Source organism: Chryseobacterium cupriresistens (assembly GCF_046614675.1).
Lineage (GTDB): Bacteria > Bacteroidota > Bacteroidia > Flavobacteriales > Weeksellaceae > Chryseobacterium > Chryseobacterium cupriresistens.
Window position 1 is genome coordinate 22,232 of record NZ_JBKKJT010000012.1, and the last position, 16,431, is coordinate 38,662.

Below are 16,431 nucleotides of genomic sequence, written 5' to 3' on the forward strand. Positions count from 1 at the left end.
GGCGATTTTTTTTAAATATTTCCATGCTTTTGATGGAGTTATTTTCCAAGATAGGAATTGTACATCCAAACTTCTTTCTCCTGCTCGGTGATATAGTCGCTCATTTGCGAATTGGTACCTTCATCTCCCGCTTTATCTGTAATATCTAAAAGTTCTCTCTGCAGATCAATTACTACTTTGAATGAACTTAGAATCTGTTCAACACTTTTGGTACCGTCCGTTACTTCTTTGCTTTCTTTAATGGTTGCTACCTTTAAGTAATCTGAATAATTATGTGCAGGAGTAGCTCCTAACGTAAGGATTCTTTCTGCAATCTCATCAATCTTTAAGACAAGGCTATTGTACAATTCCTCAAACTTTGGGTGAAGGGTGAAGAACTGATCACCTTTAATATTCCAGTGAGAACCTCTTGTGTTCTGATAGAATACTGAATAGTTAGCTAATAGTACATTTAATTTTTCTGAGATGTTTTTACAGTCGGCTTCTTTAAGACCGATAATACTTGCGTTTTTCATATGTATATATTTATTTTTTTAAATGTGATACAATCACCACTTCGGTTCAGTAGAATATGAAGCTTTTTAATGATGACTGCTGTGTTTATCATTGTATATCCCAAATTTACGAAATATCGTGCCGAACTCATTGGATTATTCATAGATCATAACTATAAGAAAGTTTTTAAATATAGTTTGGATATATCGGGTGAGGAATTATGATTCTACTGTGAATGAAAATTTTTATAGATCTTATTTAAAATAATAAATTTCATAATTATTTAATACACAATTTTTAAACTTGAAAAAAGATTCTTTTCTACCTGTTTTCCTCGTATATATTATACTTCTTTTATTGTTATATGGAAACGTCTTCTATTTTTGGTGTAAGTATTTGATTTTAATTTTTATATAAGTGTTTGCAGATTAAAAAAATATTACTATTTTTGCACCCTAAAATAAAAAGCAATTAAATGCCTACTATTCAACAATTAGTAAGAAAAGGAAGAGCCACGCTTGCCAAGAAGAGCAAATCGGCTGCCCTTGATTCTTGTCCACAAAGACGTGGTGTATGTACGAGAGTATATACAACTACACCGAAGAAACCTAACTCTGCACTTAGAAAAGTAGCAAGGGTAAGACTTTCTAACGGTAAAGAAGTTAATGCCTATATCCCGGGCGAAGGACACAATCTTCAAGAGCACTCGATAGTATTGGTTAGAGGCGGAAGGGTGAAAGACCTACCGGGAGTACGTTACCACATCGTAAGAGGTGCATTAGACACAGCTGGTGTAAATGGAAGAACACAGAGAAGATCTAAGTACGGAGCTAAGAGACCTAAACCAGGACAAGCAGCTGCTGCTCCTGCAAAAGGAAAGAAAAAATAATCATTAAATAAGGTACAAAAGCAATGAGAAAGACAAAAGCGAAAAAAAGACCGTTGTTACCAGATCCGAAATTTAATGATCAATTGGTAACGAGATTCGTAAACAACTTAATGCTTGACGGTAAGAAGTCAATCGCATTCAAAATTTTCTATGATGCATTAGATATCGTAGAAACTAAAAAAGGAGATAACGAAAAAACTGCACTTGAAATCTGGAAAGATGCACTTACAAATGTAATGCCTCACGTAGAAGTACGTTCTAGAAGAGTAGGTGGAGCTAACTTCCAGATCCCTATGCCAATCAGAGCTGACAGAAAAATTTCTATGGCAATGAAATGGTTAATCAAGTATTCTAAAGCTAGAAATGATAAGTCTATGGCTTTGAAATTAGCTAACGAAGTTGTAGCTGCTTCAAGAGAAGAAGGTGCTGCTTTCAAAAAGAAATCTGATACTCACAAAATGGCGGAAGCTAACAAGGCTTTCTCACACTTCAAATTCTAATCTGAAATGGGAAGAGATCTTAAATTTACAAGAAATATTGGTATCGCTGCTCACATTGATGCAGGTAAGACTACCACTACAGAAAGGATTCTATTCTATACAGGGGTAAACCACAAAATTGGAGAGGTTCACGATGGTGCTTCTACAATGGACTGGATGGAGCAGGAAGCAGAAAGAGGTATTACTATTACTTCTGCAGCTACCACTTGTTCTTGGAACTTTCCAACAGATCAAGGAAAAGCTTTACCAGAAACTAAACCTTACCACTTCAACATCATCGATACACCGGGACACGTTGACTTCACAGTAGAGGTAAACAGATCTTTAAGAGTATTGGATGGATTGGTATTCTTATTCTCTGCAGTAGATGGAGTAGAGCCTCAGTCTGAAACAAACTGGAGACTTGCAGACAACTACAAAGTTGCAAGAATGGGATTCGTAAACAAAATGGACAGACAAGGTGCTGACTTCCTTAACGTGGTAAACCAGGTTAAAGAAATGTTAGGATCTAACGCAGTTCCAATCGTTTTACCAATCGGTGCTGAAGAAGATTTCAAAGGAGTTGTTGACTTAATTAAAAACAGAGCGATCATCTGGGATGAAGCAGGACAAGGAGCTACTTTCGAAGTAGTGCCAATTCCTGAAGATATGAAAGATGAAGTTCTTGAATATAGAGAGAAACTGGTAGAAGCTGTTTCTGAATATGACGAAACTTTGATGGAGAAATTCTTCGAAGATCCGGATTCAATTACAGAAGAAGAAATCAATGCTGCATTGAGAGCTGCTACTATTGATTTATCTATTATCCCAATGACTTGTGGTTCTTCATTCAAGAATAAAGGAGTACAGTTTATGTTGGATGCAGTATGTAAATACCTGCCTTCTCCATTGGATAAAGATGATATCAAAGGTACTGATCCAAGAACAGACGCTGAAATTACAAGAAAACCATCTGTAGATGAGCCTTTCGCAGCTTTGGCATTTAAGATTGCTACTGACCCGTTCGTGGGAAGATTAGCATTCTTCAGAGCTTACTCTGGAAGACTGGATGCAGGTTCTTATATCTTGAACTCCCGTTCAGGAGATAAAGAAAGAATCTCAAGAATCTATCAGATGCACGCTAACAAACAAAACCCGGTAGAATATATTGAAGCTGGTGATATTGGTGCAGCGGTAGGATTCAAATCTATCAAAACTGGTGATACGATGTGTGATGAGAAAAACCCAATCGTTCTTGAATCGATGGTTTTCCCTGATCCGGTAATCGGTATCGCTGTTGAGCCTAAAACTAAAGCTGACCAGGATAAAATGGGTAACGCTCTAGCTAAATTGGCTGAAGAAGATCCAACGTTTACTGTAAGAACTGACGAAGCTTCTGGACAAACGATCATCTCTGGTATGGGTGAGCTTCACTTAGATATCATTGTAGACCGTATGAAGAGAGAGTTCAAGGTTGAAGTAAACCAGGGACAACCTCAGGTAGAGTACAAAGAAAACTTAACAAAAGTTGCCAGCCACAGAGAAGTTTACAAAAAGCAATCTGGAGGTAAAGGTAAATTTGCTGACATTGTATTTGAACTAGGACCTGCAGACGAAGGTAAAGTTGGTTTAGAATTCATCAATGAGATCAAAGGTGGTAACGTTCCTAGAGAATTCGTTCCTGCAATTGAAAAAGGATTTAAAGCTGCAATGAAGAACGGTCCATTGGCTGGTTTCGAAGTTGAAGGTATTAAAGTTACTCTTAAAGATGGATCTTTCCACGCAGTGGATTCTGACGCTCTTTCTTTCGAAATGGCTGCTAAGCTAGGATTTAAAGAAGCTGGTAAAGCTGCTAAACCAGTAATTATGGAGCCTATTATGAAACTGGAAGTTGTAACTCCGGAAGAATATATGGGTAACATCATTGGTGACCTTAACAAGAGAAGAGGTACTATCAGTGGCCAGGAAGAGAAAAACGGAGCTGTTGTAATCAAAGGTTCTGTTCCACTTTCTGAAATGTTTGGATATGTAACAACTCTAAGAACACTTTCATCAGGAAGAGCTACTTCTTCTATGGAATTAGAGAAATACGCACCAACTCCACAAAACGTTGCTGAAGAAATCATAGCTAAAGCAAAAGGTTAATTTTTAAATTAAAGAAATGTCACAAAGAATCAGAATAAAACTAAAATCTTACGATTACAACTTGGTAGACAAGTCTGCTGAGAAAATCGTAAAAACGGTAAAGGCTACTGGTGCTGTTGTAAACGGTCCTATTCCATTACCAACGAATAAGAGAATCTTCACAGTGTTGAGATCTCCGCACGTAAACAAGAAAGCAAGAGAGCAGTTCCAACTTTCAGCTCACAAGAGACTAATGGATATCTACTCTTCTTCTTCTAAGACTGTTGATGCTCTAATGAAATTAGAACTTCCTTCAGGTGTAGACGTTGAAATTAAAGTGTGATAAATGCATACTTTGCAATGATTATACAATCCGTTCCTTTTCAGGGACGGATTTTTTTATGCATCTGCTATTTGTATAAACTCAGTCAATGGCCAAAGTCAGATCTGTATTTTTATCAATCTGACTTTTTTTGATTGTACTTTCTCTAATCATATCAAAAAACTAAAAGATTAGTATTAATAATAGAACAGATCTGTTTGATCATTGTAAGGAGTCCTTTTATTGAATTAATGATTTGATATTAGCAGGACTTTTCATGGTGACATATGTCACACTACTTTATTTATTTAGAATTAATAAAAATAATAATTTTGTAAAAAATTATCAGATGAATAAAGTAGTATCCTTTTCTCTGCTATTATTGGGTGGGGTTCTGGCCAATGCACAGAAAGTAAATGATTCAGTTAAACACAAAAAAATTGAAGAAGTAGAACTATTTGGTGAGAAAAAGAAACAGCCGCAAGGCCTGGACGCAATTACCAGATTGCCATTGAAGACCAGAGATCAGATACAGAGTATTTCTGTAATTTCCCATAAAGCCATTGAAGAATTAGGAGCGCTTACAGTTACTGATGTTGCCAAAAACGTTCCGGGGGTAACTTTATTTTCAAGCTATGGCGGAGGAAATGAGAGTATGTCTATCAGAGGATATCGAGGAGTTCCTGTACTGAAAAACGGGGTTCAGCTGGATTCAGACTTCCGTACTGCAGGGATGATTACGGATATGCAGGGAGTGGAAAGTATTCAGGTGATCAAAGGATCTGCAGCTATCGGCCAAGGGATCGGAAATGGTTTAGGATCTGCAGGAGGAGTAATTAATGTGGTAACAAAAAGACCGCAGTTTATTGATCAGACTAATGTAGGATTCCGTTATGGAAGCTGGGATTTTTACAGACCTACCGTAGATTTCCAGAGAGTTCTGGATTCTCACGGAAAAGTAGCTGTGAGATTCAATGGAGCATACCAAAATAATAATTCATTCAGAAGCCACGTACAGGGTGAAAGAATTTATGTGAATCCATCTGTTGCTTTCCGCCCGGATGATAAAACAATAATCAATGTGGAAATGGATTATCTTCATGATAAAAGGACACCGGACAGAGGAACAATCAATCTTGCTCCGGGAACTGTTGAAGCATTATATCATATGCCGAAAGGGAAGTTTTTAGGATATGCATCTGATTATTCAAAAACAGAGACATTCAACTTTGCGACTACCATCGTACGTAACCTTACAGACAAATTAAAAGTGAGAGCTGCTTTCGTTAATTCCGTAAGCAATACAGATTCTGAAGCTTCATCAGTATCATTACCGGCTGGTGAAACCAACTATAATATCAGACAGCGTACCATTGGAAAATCACAGGGAGAAGATATCAACAAAGTATTACAGTTAGACTTCATTGGAGAGCAGATAAAGACAGGATTTATCAATCATACTTTCCAGGTTGGTTTTGACTGGAGAGAAACAGAAACTTCATCCACAACTTACGGAGCTTATAAAAATTCAATTGCACCCGGAAATTTAATTACTGCGCGTGATACAAAAATTGATAATATAACGTATGCCGCCAATCCGCTTGATATTTTCGACGTAGTGAACGGAAGTATTCCCAATCAGCTTCCGGTAAATGTCATCTATAAAAATCTGGGAAGATCAAACGCTGTTTTAACTCCAAGTATCGGAGCAATGGCCCAGGACGTAATGACTATCGGGAAATATGTAAAAGCTCATTTAGGACTTCGTTACAGCAGATTGAACGGATCCACCAATGAATCTGTAGATACATGGAATCCTAATTTCGGTTTGATTGTTTCTCCACTTCCCAATGTTAATGTATTTGGATCATATACTACAACAACCTCTTTAAGATCTTCTAATAACCTCCTTTTAGAGGGTGGAAGAGTAGGCCCGTCAATGACTAAACAATGGGAAGCAGGTATTAAATCAGACTGGTTTAATGAGCGTTTAAGATTTAACGTTACTTTATTTGATATTAAAACAGATCACCTTTCGTTCACTATTCTTGACGAAAATTATAACCCTGTTGTGATCGACAAACAGACGATGTATGGTCTTGCAGGAAATCTTCGAAGAAAAGGAGTTGAAGTAGAATTGATCGGAAGAATTCTTCCCAACCTTCAGGTGATGTCGGGGTGGGCATATCTGGATGCTCAATATCAGGACAGCCCTTCTTATATGAACGGATCAGCACCAATGAATGCCCCTAAACATACTGCAAACGGATGGCTGAATTATAAATTCAACGAAGGTACTTTATCAGGACTTGATGTAGGGGCAGGAATTTATTACGTAGGAAAAAGACCGGTTGACGAATGGACTCAGAAAACATTTACAGCAGGACACCTGAACAGTGTGAGGCCCGGTGACAAACCTTTCGATATGCCGGAATATACAACAGTAGATGCTCAGGTCGGTTATTCTCTGAAAAATGGAATGGGAATAAGAGTATTCTTCAATAATATTTTTGACAGTGTAGGATACAGTTCCTATTTCAGAGGTGGATATATCGATCAGATCCAGCCAAGAAACTTTGCTGTACAGGTAAACTATAAATTCTAACACAAAAAAAATATTATGAAAATTACCAGAATAGTATTTTTAGTAATCATTGCCATTGCCGGTTTAACCTCATGTTCCGAAGAGCATCTGTCTGAAGAGGAACTGAAAACGGCAAGAGAAAATATAGAAAGACATTACACAAATCCTAGAAGTATATATTCATGGGGTAATATTTCTCCCTGGAAAGATCATTGGAACAATACCTCTTATCCAAAAACTTTTTCACCTGGACAGGTCGGAAAGAGTATGATAGCAGAAGAAAAACAAAATCTTGAAAAGCATTTCTCAGGAAAAATCAAATAATTTAGTTTCAATCATTCATATCAATTTTAATTCAAAGAACATTAAGACAGAACTTTTGTCTTAATGTTTTTTAGTATTTATTATTCCGGATTCCTGTTAATTTTATACATTTAATCAATCTATAAAATGACGGTTATGGGAAAAAAAAGCTATAGTTTTTTTGAAAAATTTTCAAACTGGGCTGTAAAATTTACAGGAAGTCCATATGCTTTTATAGGAGCTTTTGTTATCGTAGTGCTATGGGCGGTAACCGGACCTTTCTTTGATTATTCCGAAACCTGGCAGCTGGTGATCAATACCGGAACTACAATCATTACCTTTCTGATGGTATTTTTGATTCAGAAAGCGCAGAATAAAGACTCCAAAGCGATACAGATTAAACTGAATGAACTTATAGCTGCTCATGAAAAAGCAAGTAATCGTATTGTGGATATTGAAGATCTTACAGAAGAAGAACTTGATCAGCTTCATGTTTATTATGAAAGACTAGGACATCTGGCCAAAAAAGAGACGGATATTCATACTTCCCATTCTATTGATGCCGCGGAAAGAAACCATGACTATAAATATGAGTTCTTCAAAAGAAAACATGAAGAATGGCTGCAGAAAAAAGATCATAAAAATATTGATTGAAAATTTTTTTTAATATTTTAAATACTGTGTTTTTTTTACATTGTATTACAGATATTATGGAGGTTTTGGTAGCTGTTTTTGAATTTTCATCTGGTTTCTAGTGTTTTTTTTAATAAATATATACATTTATTGAAAAAAAACATATGAAAACAAAATTATTTTGTTTGCCGGTATTCCTGTTGGCAATATCTGCAAATGCCCAATGGAACAGAGGGCTGCCTCAACAAAAAATAATAAAAAAGAGTGATCATTCTGTTTACTACCAGCTTGATATTGATCAGATAAGGACACAGCTGCTAAGAGCTTCTAAAATAGGCGAAGGTTCTCCCGTCACTATTAATATTCCTACTCTTAATGGAAAAATCGAGAGATTTTCAGTCAACAGCTTTCCGGTAATGGATGAAGCCCTGGCTAACAAATACCAGCTGGGTTCCTACGTTGGGCTCGGAGTGGACGACCCAACCAAATACATCAGGTTCAGTGTCGCCCCCAATGATTTTCAGTCCATGATCATTGGTGCCGACGGTCAATATGAGTTTATAGAACCGGCAACATCTGATAAGTCCTTTTATTCCGTACATGGAAAAACTAATAAAAACGGGCATGCATTTACATGTTCTACAAAGGAAGATAAGGAATCTGTTGCCAATCTTCAAAAGCTGAAAAATGCAGGTGTTACTGCAAGATCTAATAATAAAACTTTCCACACCTTAAGGCTGGCTATGTCAGTGACAGGTGAATACACTACCTATTTCGGAGGAGTTTCTGGTGCACTTACCCAGATTAATGCCACTTTATCAAGGGTAAATGGGGTATTTGAAAAGGAATTTAATGTACATGTCAATGCAATCGATGCCCCTGGCCTGATCTTTACCAATTCTGCTAATGATCCCTACAGTATAGCTGATAATAAGTGTAAATGGAATTACGAACTAATGAATACATTGCATGGAGGAGCTTATGGTGTTACAGATGATGATTTTGATATAGGACACTTGTTCGGAGCTTCTGGAGGAGGCGGAAATGCAGGCTGTATTGGCTGTATAGGAAGTAATGATACTTCTACAACGATTGATCCTGATTGTGATGATATACCTTCTCCCGATAATTATAAAGGGAGTGGATATACTTCTCCTGCGGACGGTATACCACAGGGAGATAACTTCGACATAGATTATGTAGCGCATGAAATGGGACATCAATTGGGAGATAATCATACCTATAGTTTTAATGAAGGAACAGGCGTTTGTGTGGAACCAGGATCGGGATCTACCATTATGGGCTATGCCGGAATTACAGGGACCAATACAGATGTTCAGCAACATTCTGATGCCTATTTTCATAGCGTAAGTATTGACCAGGTGCAGGCTAATCTTGCTGCAGTAACTGCTGATGTGGAAACACCTATCACCAATAATCCACCGGTTGTAACCGCAATGAATACAACTTATACCATTCCTAAATCTACAGCATTTGTATTGACAGCATCAGCAACAGATCCGGACGGAGATGCCTTGACTTATTGCTGGGAACAAGTGAATTCATGTTTATTAGCCGATGGCATTGGTAAATCAGGAGGTACAGGTGATGGAGCGTTAGCTATTGGTAACACATCATCTGGAGCTAATTTCAGATCCTGGACACCTACCTCCAGTCCTACCAGGTATTTTCCTAAGCTGGCAACCGTATTGGGAGGTGCAGTAAAAAATACAGCAGATTTTGAAGCGGCAAGTACTGTCGCAAGAACTACAGATTTCCGGGTAACCGTAAGAGATAATAAGCCGGGTGGACAGGCTCAGACTGCTTATGCTACTCAGACTGTAGTTGTAGGATCTGCAGCCGCGTTTACTGTAAATACAACATCATTAACACCCAATGCCAATTCTGCAATTGCATGGACGGTTTCCGGAACAACTGCTGCTCCATATAACGTAGTTAACGTAAAAATTGATTATACAGCAGATGGCGGAGCAACCTGGAATGACCTTGCTGCATCAGTTCCCAATAACGGATCAGCGAATGTTTTTATCCCGGCATCTTTAGCTGGAAAAACGATTCACCTGAGAGTCTCTGCTATTGGAAATGTTTTCTATGCTGTGAAGCAGGCTACCGTATCCGGTTTATTGGCAGTTTCTGAAGCTGGAAATGCGAAACCTGTGAAGATTTATCCAAACCCTGCAGAAGATGTATTGAACGTCACAAATGTTTCTTCAAGCGCTTCTTATGAAATTTTCAGTGCTCCGGGGCAGATCATTGCCAGAGGAACTATAGGCGACGGCAAAATTAATCTAAAAACTCTTGTGAAAGGAATCTACTTTATTACCATCAATAATAAAGAAGAAAAGAGTACAACTAAGTTTGTTAAAAAATAATCAGGTCATCCATCAAAATAAAAAACCTCTGATCATTCAGAGGTTTTTTTATGGTTTGTCTTATCTCATAAAATAGTTGAAATAACTACAGCTTCCCATCAGATTTCGGGTAGTTTCAGTGTCAGAATACTGAGCCTTCAGCTGAGCAAAATAAGTTCTGTACTTCTGGTTTTTAAGATTGTCCATTTCTTTTTGTCTGGCATCTTCTTTTTCAGACCATTTCGGATCAGAATAATCAAAATCCTTAGGTGCCTTGGCTTCATACTGATAATATTTACCCTGTTCAGCACTTGCCATCTGGAATAGGATTCTTGCTTTTTCTTCTTTATCATTGGAAAGCTTAAGCGCCTTTTGATAATAATTGATGGAAAGGTCAAAATTATCAGGTTCAATATAAGAAGTATCAAGGAAGTTTTTATAATAATACTTGTAAGGATTCTTTCTGTCTGTATTCCAGAAATCATATTTACCTCCGTTGCTGTTGTCAATGTCCATAACAAACAATTCTCGGTAATATCCTAAAATAGAAGTATTGTACAATAAGTTTCCGATAAGCTGATTGGCTTTTGCCGCTTTTTCATCCGTACCGTTTCCGATCTTTTTCAGCTGAATCAAAGCGTCTGCCAGCTCAAGTTTATTCATACTTGTTTTGATGAATGGGAAATCCGCGTAATTTTCCGCTTTCATACTTTCGGTATCAGGGCTTCCGAAACTTTCCCATACATTATGTCCGAATACAAGATCTGAAATATTTTTAAATCCATCGTACTCTGTGGGAGCGTATTGTTTTGGAGTGATGGTTTGGCCAGTCTTTTCTGTCCATTCATAATTTTGTCTTGGAATACCCGCAAAGCTTTTTGCTTTTTCATAATATGCTTTTGCTTTTTCAAAATCGGCAAGTCTCATGGCTCGGTCTCCATAAATGGTGTTGAAGAAGGCATCAATATTACCTACGCTGTCCATGTTTTTGGCGATGATCTGCTGCTCAAACTGGGTTTTATTAGGCTTTCTGTAAAATTCTTCTACGCTTTTTACCAGACTGGAGTTCGGGTTGTACTGCAGATCTGAAAGTTTATTGTTCATCAGGAATGATTTTCCGTCCTCTCCCTGAAGAAAATAACGGTTGGCAATAACATCTTTAAGGAAATCTGCAGTAGAAGGTACTTCACCATAATAATCAAAATTATCTGTAGTGGCAGTGTCTTTCTCTACTTTTTTCTCTACAAAGTATTCCGCATACTCTTTCATCAGATGGTCTTCATAGTCTGCATCAATTTTCGGCTGGGAAACAATATCATTAAGAACTTTCATTCTTTTGATTTCCTCCAGATATTCCGGATTGGTCGTTTTGATGTCATTCAGAATTTCAGAACTTTCTTTATAGTCTTTCTTTAAAAACTTAAGATAAGCGTCTGCAATCTGCCAGTACTCATCCTTAGACTTTTCCTTTGTTTTATCAGTGAATTTTTCAAGACTGTCAAGGAAATCCTGTGTTTTTTCATCATAATAATAAGCTGTTCTGTTATAAAAAGGGATTCTATCCGGATTACTGAACAGTTCATCGTCACTTTGATCAGCTTTAACGTTATTACCTGTTTTATCAGATTTGGAACCTCCGAAAAGATTTTTGAAGAACCTTACAATTTTCTGCCAGAAAGAAAGCTTTTCTTCTTTCACCTCAGTTTTGGTTGAATCTGCAGATGTATCTTTTGAGGTGTTATCCGTTGAATTTTCCTTCGTCGTTGCTTTTTGAGCATCTGAAGTGTAGTAATAGGTAGGCAGATAGCTTCTTTCAAGCTCGTTGATACTTCTGGCAGCCATTACCTTCAGAATCTCGGAATCTGGATCAATTTCATACATCTTTTCCATCATGGGAATTGGATTGTTGAAATCTTCATAACCCAAAAGGAAGTAAGCCATATTCTTTTCTTCATTCGTATTGGCTCTTTTCATGATATTGCTGAAAGAGGCAGTGTCTGAAAGTTTCATGGAAACAAAAGCAGACTCCTTACGGTCTTTACTGTTCATGAATACCTGAAAAAAGTTCCAGTTGGCATCACTGTTCATTTCCAGTCCTCTTTGAGCTCCTGCCAATTGGTCCAGAGACATGAAGTAGACCGTTCCTTTCAGTTTGATGGGAGCAACATATGTTTTGAAAGCCTGCAAAGCAGAATCGTAGTTTCTGGTATAATGATTAAGACGTACCAGTTGATATCCGTACCGCTGCTTGATTTCAGGATTTCTCGCTGCGTTGTACAAAGAGGTTAAAGCAGCAATGGTTTTATGGTAATCAAGAGCCGTAGCATTTTTTCTGTTGGCATCCCTGTCGTAATAGAATGAGTTTTCACTTTCTATATAATTGATGCTCATATAAGGCTCAAGATACTTGGCTTCAATCAAATAATTAATACCTTCCTTATATTTCTGGTAAAATCCGGTGCCTAGCTTTTGTAAAAGAGGGTTGGTTGGATTTCCGTTCTTTAAAGCATTCAGGTCGTTCATACTGATCTTATACACCAGATTCTGGGTTTCGGAATAGCTCAGCTGATTGTTAAAAAACTTTTTCCATGTTTCAACATTATCATCAGGAATCAATGCAGAATTATATCCTCCATAAAATCTGCTTGAATAATTATGCAGGAAGGGGAGATAAGCCTTGTCTTTGATGATGGTTTGCGTAAAAAGGTTGAAGTAATCATAATCAGGATCCGACCACGCACAGGCGTCAGATTGTGTATAGAAAAGTGATACGACCGCAAGTGAAAGAATATACTTTTTCATAGGGTGTGCAGTGTTTTTTTAGTTTTAATATTGTATGATGGCAGTGTTCTGGCAAGTATGCCTCTATCTCCAGGAGATTAAAATTTCCGGTCTGACACAAATTTACTATCTAATTGATAATAAATGATATTAAAATGCGGGATTTTTTTCTGTAAAAACCCAATAACATCATTAAGCTGTTCTTCAGATATTTCCTCTGCCTTTATTTTGAAACCTTTATTCAAATAACTTCCAAAGTAGAATCCGTCTTTCATGACTTCAACTTCGTGATCTGAAATCTTTTTGAAACTGGAGTTTTCCAGATCTCTTTTCGATAAGGCATTAATAAGTCTGTGTTTTCCTAAATGATTGGTAACAATTCCCCATGAATATATGGGAAGTGCCACTTCAACATTTTTGATCGGATAATCTTCCATTTTTGAAAGGTAGCTTTTCAGAATATTCACATCCAGGATAGAATTCTTATCAGATTTTTCAAGAGGCGATGAAGTAGAGTAGCACATCAGATACACTTTTCCTACGGGAGGAATTCCGGTCTGCTTTTTATCTTTTACCTGGTGAAGGCGAAGTGTACAGGTAATTTCTTTTCCGGAAATTCTTTTGAGTTCTTTCAGAAATTTAAAATAATCATTTCGTGTACCGGCGGTCCAGTCACAGTCGATCTGGATTTCGTTACTGCTGTTAAGATGATATTCTCTCGCTTTCTTTTGAACTAATACATGAATGCTTTCTGCCAGAAATTTGATCTCTTCCGCAGAGATCCCCAGCAAGGTCTGATTGGTAATGAAAACCGTAGGAACAATCTGTTTGTCTGTCTGAAAACTTGGGTCTTTGGTGATTACTGCAACAGGTTGAAATTTCCCATTCACCTTATCTACATCAAAAAATCTTGTGTACAAATAAGGAATCGTAGCTTTATCCAATGCTTTCTTTTCTGCATTGTCAAGCTTCAGTTTGGTTTTCCAGTAATAGAAAGTGTAAGTATGATTCTCTTTCCTGTTGCATGATACAGTAAGAAAGAGGAGAAATAGAAATAAAATTTTAAAATGTTTCATTGGTGTAAATCACCCTTCAAAAATAAAGATATTTTGGCAGAATATAACCCGTAAAATCCCGGTGATTAAAGGTAATAAGCAAAAAATATTGTATTGATGTAGTATGATTTGTTCAAATGCAGTAGGTTGTATAACGATTCCCCTCCTCCGGAGGGGTGGCAAATTTATAATTTGACGGGGTGGTTTTCCACAACAGGAAAACCACCCCAAATGGAGTGGCTTTTTCTCTATATTGTACTACTTAAAAAATTCGCTTTCACAGGTACAGGTTTCTTTATTGATGCTCTCAGTGGATGAGCAGCAGCCTTCAAGATTCTTAACATTTCCTTTTTCATCGGTAAGGTAGATTTTATCTTTATCAAATTTCACGAAAAACGTTTCCTCATATTTTTTAAAAACCACTTTCATTACCTTATTGGGTGCGTATTTACCAACATTGATTTCTTCCGTTGTTTCTTCTCCGCTGGCCTGATTCACCTGAACGTATCCAAAATGTACATCACCATTATTTTTGAGATCCAGATAATAATGAGGAGTACCTGTGCCACTATATCCTTTCATGATATCAAAAGCTCTGTATCCAATAAAAGGAAGCTCTGTCTGCTGTGCCCACGTAAAAATACTGATGCATAGAATCATTATACTGAAAAACTTTTTCATAGATATTTTTTTCAAAAGTAAAGATTTTTAAGCAAAAACATTCACCGTAAAAACACGGTTGTTTAAAAGATGTGTTGTACAAAATCTCTTTCAAAGTTTTTTATAACAATAAAGCCACTTCTTTTGGGAGTGGCTTTCTATAATGAGTTAAAATCAGATTAAAAAACGGTTGCCGCAAGCTGAATCCTTGCAAACTTATTCGATGGATTCCACATCGCCATCATGGTTACAGGAAGGCTGTAATGATCAGTAATCTTAACTACCTTTCCGGCCTTTAGGCCTACATTTACGATGTCAAAGCTGTTTTTACCATTGCCATATAAGAACGTTTTATCATTGAGCGCGAATCCTGCTCCTACAAATGCATCCAGATTGACTTTCTGTCCCTTAATAACAGGATAGCTTGCCTGTACATAAGTGGAGTATCTGTTCTTTTTGTAACTTCCATCAGCTTCAAGAATAACTTCTCCTGCATTGGCTCCCCCATACAGCATGATATCAGCCTCAATATTGATCGGGAATGACGGTCCGAAAGTATAGTTGGTTCTTAGATCAATAATATGGGCAGTTCTTCTCTGTGAATAGCTGAAAATATCGTCCGCAGCCACTGCAGTATTGATGTTTCGGGAATTGTAAAGGTCCCATAGCCCAATATAAAAACGTCCGTCAGAATATTGAATATAATAATTGATCTCTTTATAATGAGTGTTGTCTTTATCATCCGCAAGTGCAGATGCTCCCCAGATTCCTACCTTCCATTTTTTCTCTGCATCCAGGGCATACGACAGGTTTCCCATTACAACAGGCTTATCAGTAATAATAAGGCCTCTCCATAAATGATTGTTCTGAATATTGGCCGTAAAATCAAGTCTTCCTTCTTTGGATTCCGTGGCTTCAGCACTTTCCTGTGAAAATAGCTTTCCTGTCCCTAAAACAAGAAGGAAAATCCCTTTTAAGATTTTTTTCATCATGTGTTTTATTTTAAAAATCCATATAATACTGCTGCGATAATCGCTCCGGTAACCGGACCTACTACAGGAATCCACGCATAGCCCCAGTCACTGCTTCCTTTTACAGGTAAAATGGCATGCATGATTCTTGGTGCAAGATCTCTTGCCGGGTTAATGGCATAGCCTGTAGTTCCTCCGAGTGATAAACCAATTGCCCAGACTACAAACGTAACAGGAATTGCTCCGATAGAACCCAGACCTATTTTAGCGGTTGGATCTGCCTGTAAAGAAATACTTGGATCTGCAAAATAGAATACACAGAATACCAGTACAAATGTTCCGATAATCTCACTGATAAGATTGGACGATGTTTTTCTGATAGCAGGACCTGTACTGAAACATGCCAGCTTGGCTCCTTCATCTTCCGTAATCGCAAAATGGTCTTTATGAAACAGCCATACCAGAAATGCACCCAGCATTCCGCCGATCATTTGGGCTGCAATATAAGAGGGAACCAGGTCCCATGAAAATTTTCCTGCGGTTGCAAGACCAATGGTTACAGCCGGATTCAGATGGGCCCCACTTATTGGCCCTGCAACGGTTACTCCCACAAATACGGCCAATGCCCATGCGGTAGTAATAACAATCCATCCGGAATTATTTCCTTTCGTATCTTTTAAGACAACATTGGCTACAACACCGTTGCCTAACAATATAAGAAGCATCGTTCCGATAACTTCTGCAATAAATGGGGTCATATAAG

General features: G+C 37.5%; 14 protein-coding genes. 8 read left to right on the forward strand and 6 right to left on the reverse strand.

Translation table 11 applies throughout. The features are described 5' to 3' along the window. Window positions 1–38: 38 nt before the first annotated feature. Window positions 39–515: a Dps family protein gene (locus ACLI50_RS21140; protein WP_062673577.1), complete on the reverse strand. Its 477-nt coding sequence runs from the start codon at window positions 513–515 to the stop codon at window positions 39–41. A gap of 455 nt (window positions 516–970) precedes the next feature. Between ACLI50_RS21140 and rpsL the strand changes: the two genes are divergently transcribed. The 8 genes from rpsL to ACLI50_RS21180 all read left to right on the forward strand — a co-directional run bounded on the left by rpsL (window position 971) and on the right by ACLI50_RS21180 (window position 10,222). Next, a complete protein-coding gene (rpsL, locus tag ACLI50_RS21145) occupies window positions 971–1,384 on the forward strand; it encodes a 30S ribosomal protein S12 (protein ID WP_002983146.1) in 414 nt (137 codons plus the stop codon). 23 nt (window positions 1,385–1,407) lie between these two features. Beyond that, window positions 1,408–1,884, forward strand: a complete 477-nt coding sequence (rpsG, locus tag ACLI50_RS21150) for a 30S ribosomal protein S7 (RefSeq protein WP_062673583.1) — start codon at window positions 1,408–1,410, stop codon at window positions 1,882–1,884. Window positions 1,885–1,890: 6 nt separating this feature from the next. Beyond that, window positions 1,891–4,008, forward strand: coding sequence for an elongation factor G (fusA, locus tag ACLI50_RS21155; RefSeq protein ID WP_062673585.1), 2,118 nt, complete (start codon window positions 1,891–1,893; stop codon window positions 4,006–4,008). A gap of 16 nt (window positions 4,009–4,024) precedes the next feature. Beyond that, entirely contained in the window at window positions 4,025–4,330 is a 306-nt protein-coding gene (gene rpsJ / locus ACLI50_RS21160) for a 30S ribosomal protein S10 (protein WP_002661363.1), read from the forward strand. A gap of 328 nt (window positions 4,331–4,658) precedes the next feature. After that, window positions 4,659–6,914: a TonB-dependent siderophore receptor gene (locus ACLI50_RS21165; protein WP_411414590.1), complete on the forward strand. Its 2,256-nt coding sequence runs from the start codon at window positions 4,659–4,661 to the stop codon at window positions 6,912–6,914. A gap of 15 nt (window positions 6,915–6,929) precedes the next feature. Further along, a complete protein-coding gene (locus tag ACLI50_RS21170) occupies window positions 6,930–7,217 on the forward strand; it encodes a hypothetical protein (protein ID WP_343642486.1) in 288 nt (95 codons plus the stop codon). A 135-nt stretch (window positions 7,218–7,352) separates the two neighbouring features. Beyond that, window positions 7,353–7,850, forward strand: a complete 498-nt coding sequence (locus tag ACLI50_RS21175) for a low affinity iron permease family protein (protein ID WP_411414591.1) — start codon at window positions 7,353–7,355, stop codon at window positions 7,848–7,850. A 143-nt stretch (window positions 7,851–7,993) separates the two neighbouring features. Further along, window positions 7,994–10,222: a zinc-dependent metalloprotease gene (locus tag ACLI50_RS21180; RefSeq protein WP_411414592.1), complete on the forward strand. Its 2,229-nt coding sequence runs from the start codon at window positions 7,994–7,996 to the stop codon at window positions 10,220–10,222. A gap of 60 nt (window positions 10,223–10,282) precedes the next feature. Here ACLI50_RS21180 and ACLI50_RS21185 read toward each other — a convergent pair whose 3' ends face one another. The 5 genes from ACLI50_RS21185 to ACLI50_RS21205 form a co-directional block, all read right to left on the reverse strand. Beyond that, window positions 10,283–13,003 carry a hypothetical protein gene (locus ACLI50_RS21185; protein WP_411414593.1) on the reverse strand — a complete coding sequence of 907 codons (2,721 nt, stop codon included), beginning with the start codon at window positions 13,001–13,003 and terminating at the stop codon, window positions 10,283–10,285. Window positions 13,004–13,080: 77 nt separating this feature from the next. Continuing rightward, the gene (locus ACLI50_RS21190; protein ID WP_411414594.1) at window positions 13,081–14,058 is read right to left on the reverse strand and encodes a hypothetical protein; all 978 of its coding nucleotides are present in this window, start codon (window positions 14,056–14,058) and stop codon (window positions 13,081–13,083) included. 237 nt (window positions 14,059–14,295) lie between these two features. Further along, complete coding sequence (locus ACLI50_RS21195) at window positions 14,296–14,718, reverse strand: hypothetical protein (protein ID WP_411414595.1); 423 nt, start codon at window positions 14,716–14,718, stop codon at window positions 14,296–14,298. 158 nt (window positions 14,719–14,876) lie between these two features. Further along, complete coding sequence (locus ACLI50_RS21200; RefSeq protein WP_411414627.1) at window positions 14,877–15,686, reverse strand: hypothetical protein; 810 nt, start codon at window positions 15,684–15,686, stop codon at window positions 14,877–14,879. 8 nt (window positions 15,687–15,694) lie between these two features. Further along, complete coding sequence (locus ACLI50_RS21205) at window positions 15,695–16,426, reverse strand: MIP/aquaporin family protein (protein ID WP_411414596.1); 732 nt, start codon at window positions 16,424–16,426, stop codon at window positions 15,695–15,697. Between the last annotated feature and the right edge of the window lie 5 nt (window positions 16,427–16,431).

Excerpts from the sequence above, each read along its gene's own strand:
- rpsL (WP_002983146.1), top strand. The coding sequence starts at position 971 with ATGCCTACTATTCAACAATTAGTAAGAAAAGGAAGAGCCACGCTTGCC.
- ACLI50_RS21190 (WP_411414594.1), bottom strand. The coding sequence starts at position 14,058 with ATGAAACATTTTAAAATTTTATTTCTATTTCTCCTCTTTCTTACTGTA.
- ACLI50_RS21165 (WP_411414590.1), top strand. The coding sequence starts at position 4,659 with ATGAATAAAGTAGTATCCTTTTCTCTGCTATTATTGGGTGGGGTTCTG.
- ACLI50_RS21185 (WP_411414593.1), bottom strand. The coding sequence starts at position 13,003 with ATGAAAAAGTATATTCTTTCACTTGCGGTCGTATCACTTTTCTATACA.
- ACLI50_RS21180 (WP_411414592.1), top strand. The coding sequence starts at position 7,994 with ATGAAAACAAAATTATTTTGTTTGCCGGTATTCCTGTTGGCAATATCT.
- ACLI50_RS21205 (WP_411414596.1), bottom strand. The coding sequence starts at position 16,426 with ATGACCCCATTTATTGCAGAAGTTATCGGAACGATGCTTCTTATATTG.
- rpsG (WP_062673583.1), top strand. The coding sequence starts at position 1,408 with ATGAGAAAGACAAAAGCGAAAAAAAGACCGTTGTTACCAGATCCGAAA.
- ACLI50_RS21200 (WP_411414627.1), bottom strand. The coding sequence starts at position 15,686 with ATGAAAAAAATCTTAAAAGGGATTTTCCTTCTTGTTTTAGGGACAGGA.
- ACLI50_RS21140 (WP_062673577.1), bottom strand. The coding sequence starts at position 515 with ATGAAAAACGCAAGTATTATCGGTCTTAAAGAAGCCGACTGTAAAAAC.
- ACLI50_RS21195 (WP_411414595.1), bottom strand. The coding sequence starts at position 14,718 with ATGAAAAAGTTTTTCAGTATAATGATTCTATGCATCAGTATTTTTACG.
- fusA (WP_062673585.1), top strand. The coding sequence starts at position 1,891 with ATGGGAAGAGATCTTAAATTTACAAGAAATATTGGTATCGCTGCTCAC.
- rpsJ (WP_002661363.1), top strand. The coding sequence starts at position 4,025 with ATGTCACAAAGAATCAGAATAAAACTAAAATCTTACGATTACAACTTG.
- ACLI50_RS21175 (WP_411414591.1), top strand. The coding sequence starts at position 7,353 with ATGGGAAAAAAAAGCTATAGTTTTTTTGAAAAATTTTCAAACTGGGCT.
- ACLI50_RS21170 (WP_343642486.1), top strand. The coding sequence starts at position 6,930 with ATGAAAATTACCAGAATAGTATTTTTAGTAATCATTGCCATTGCCGGT.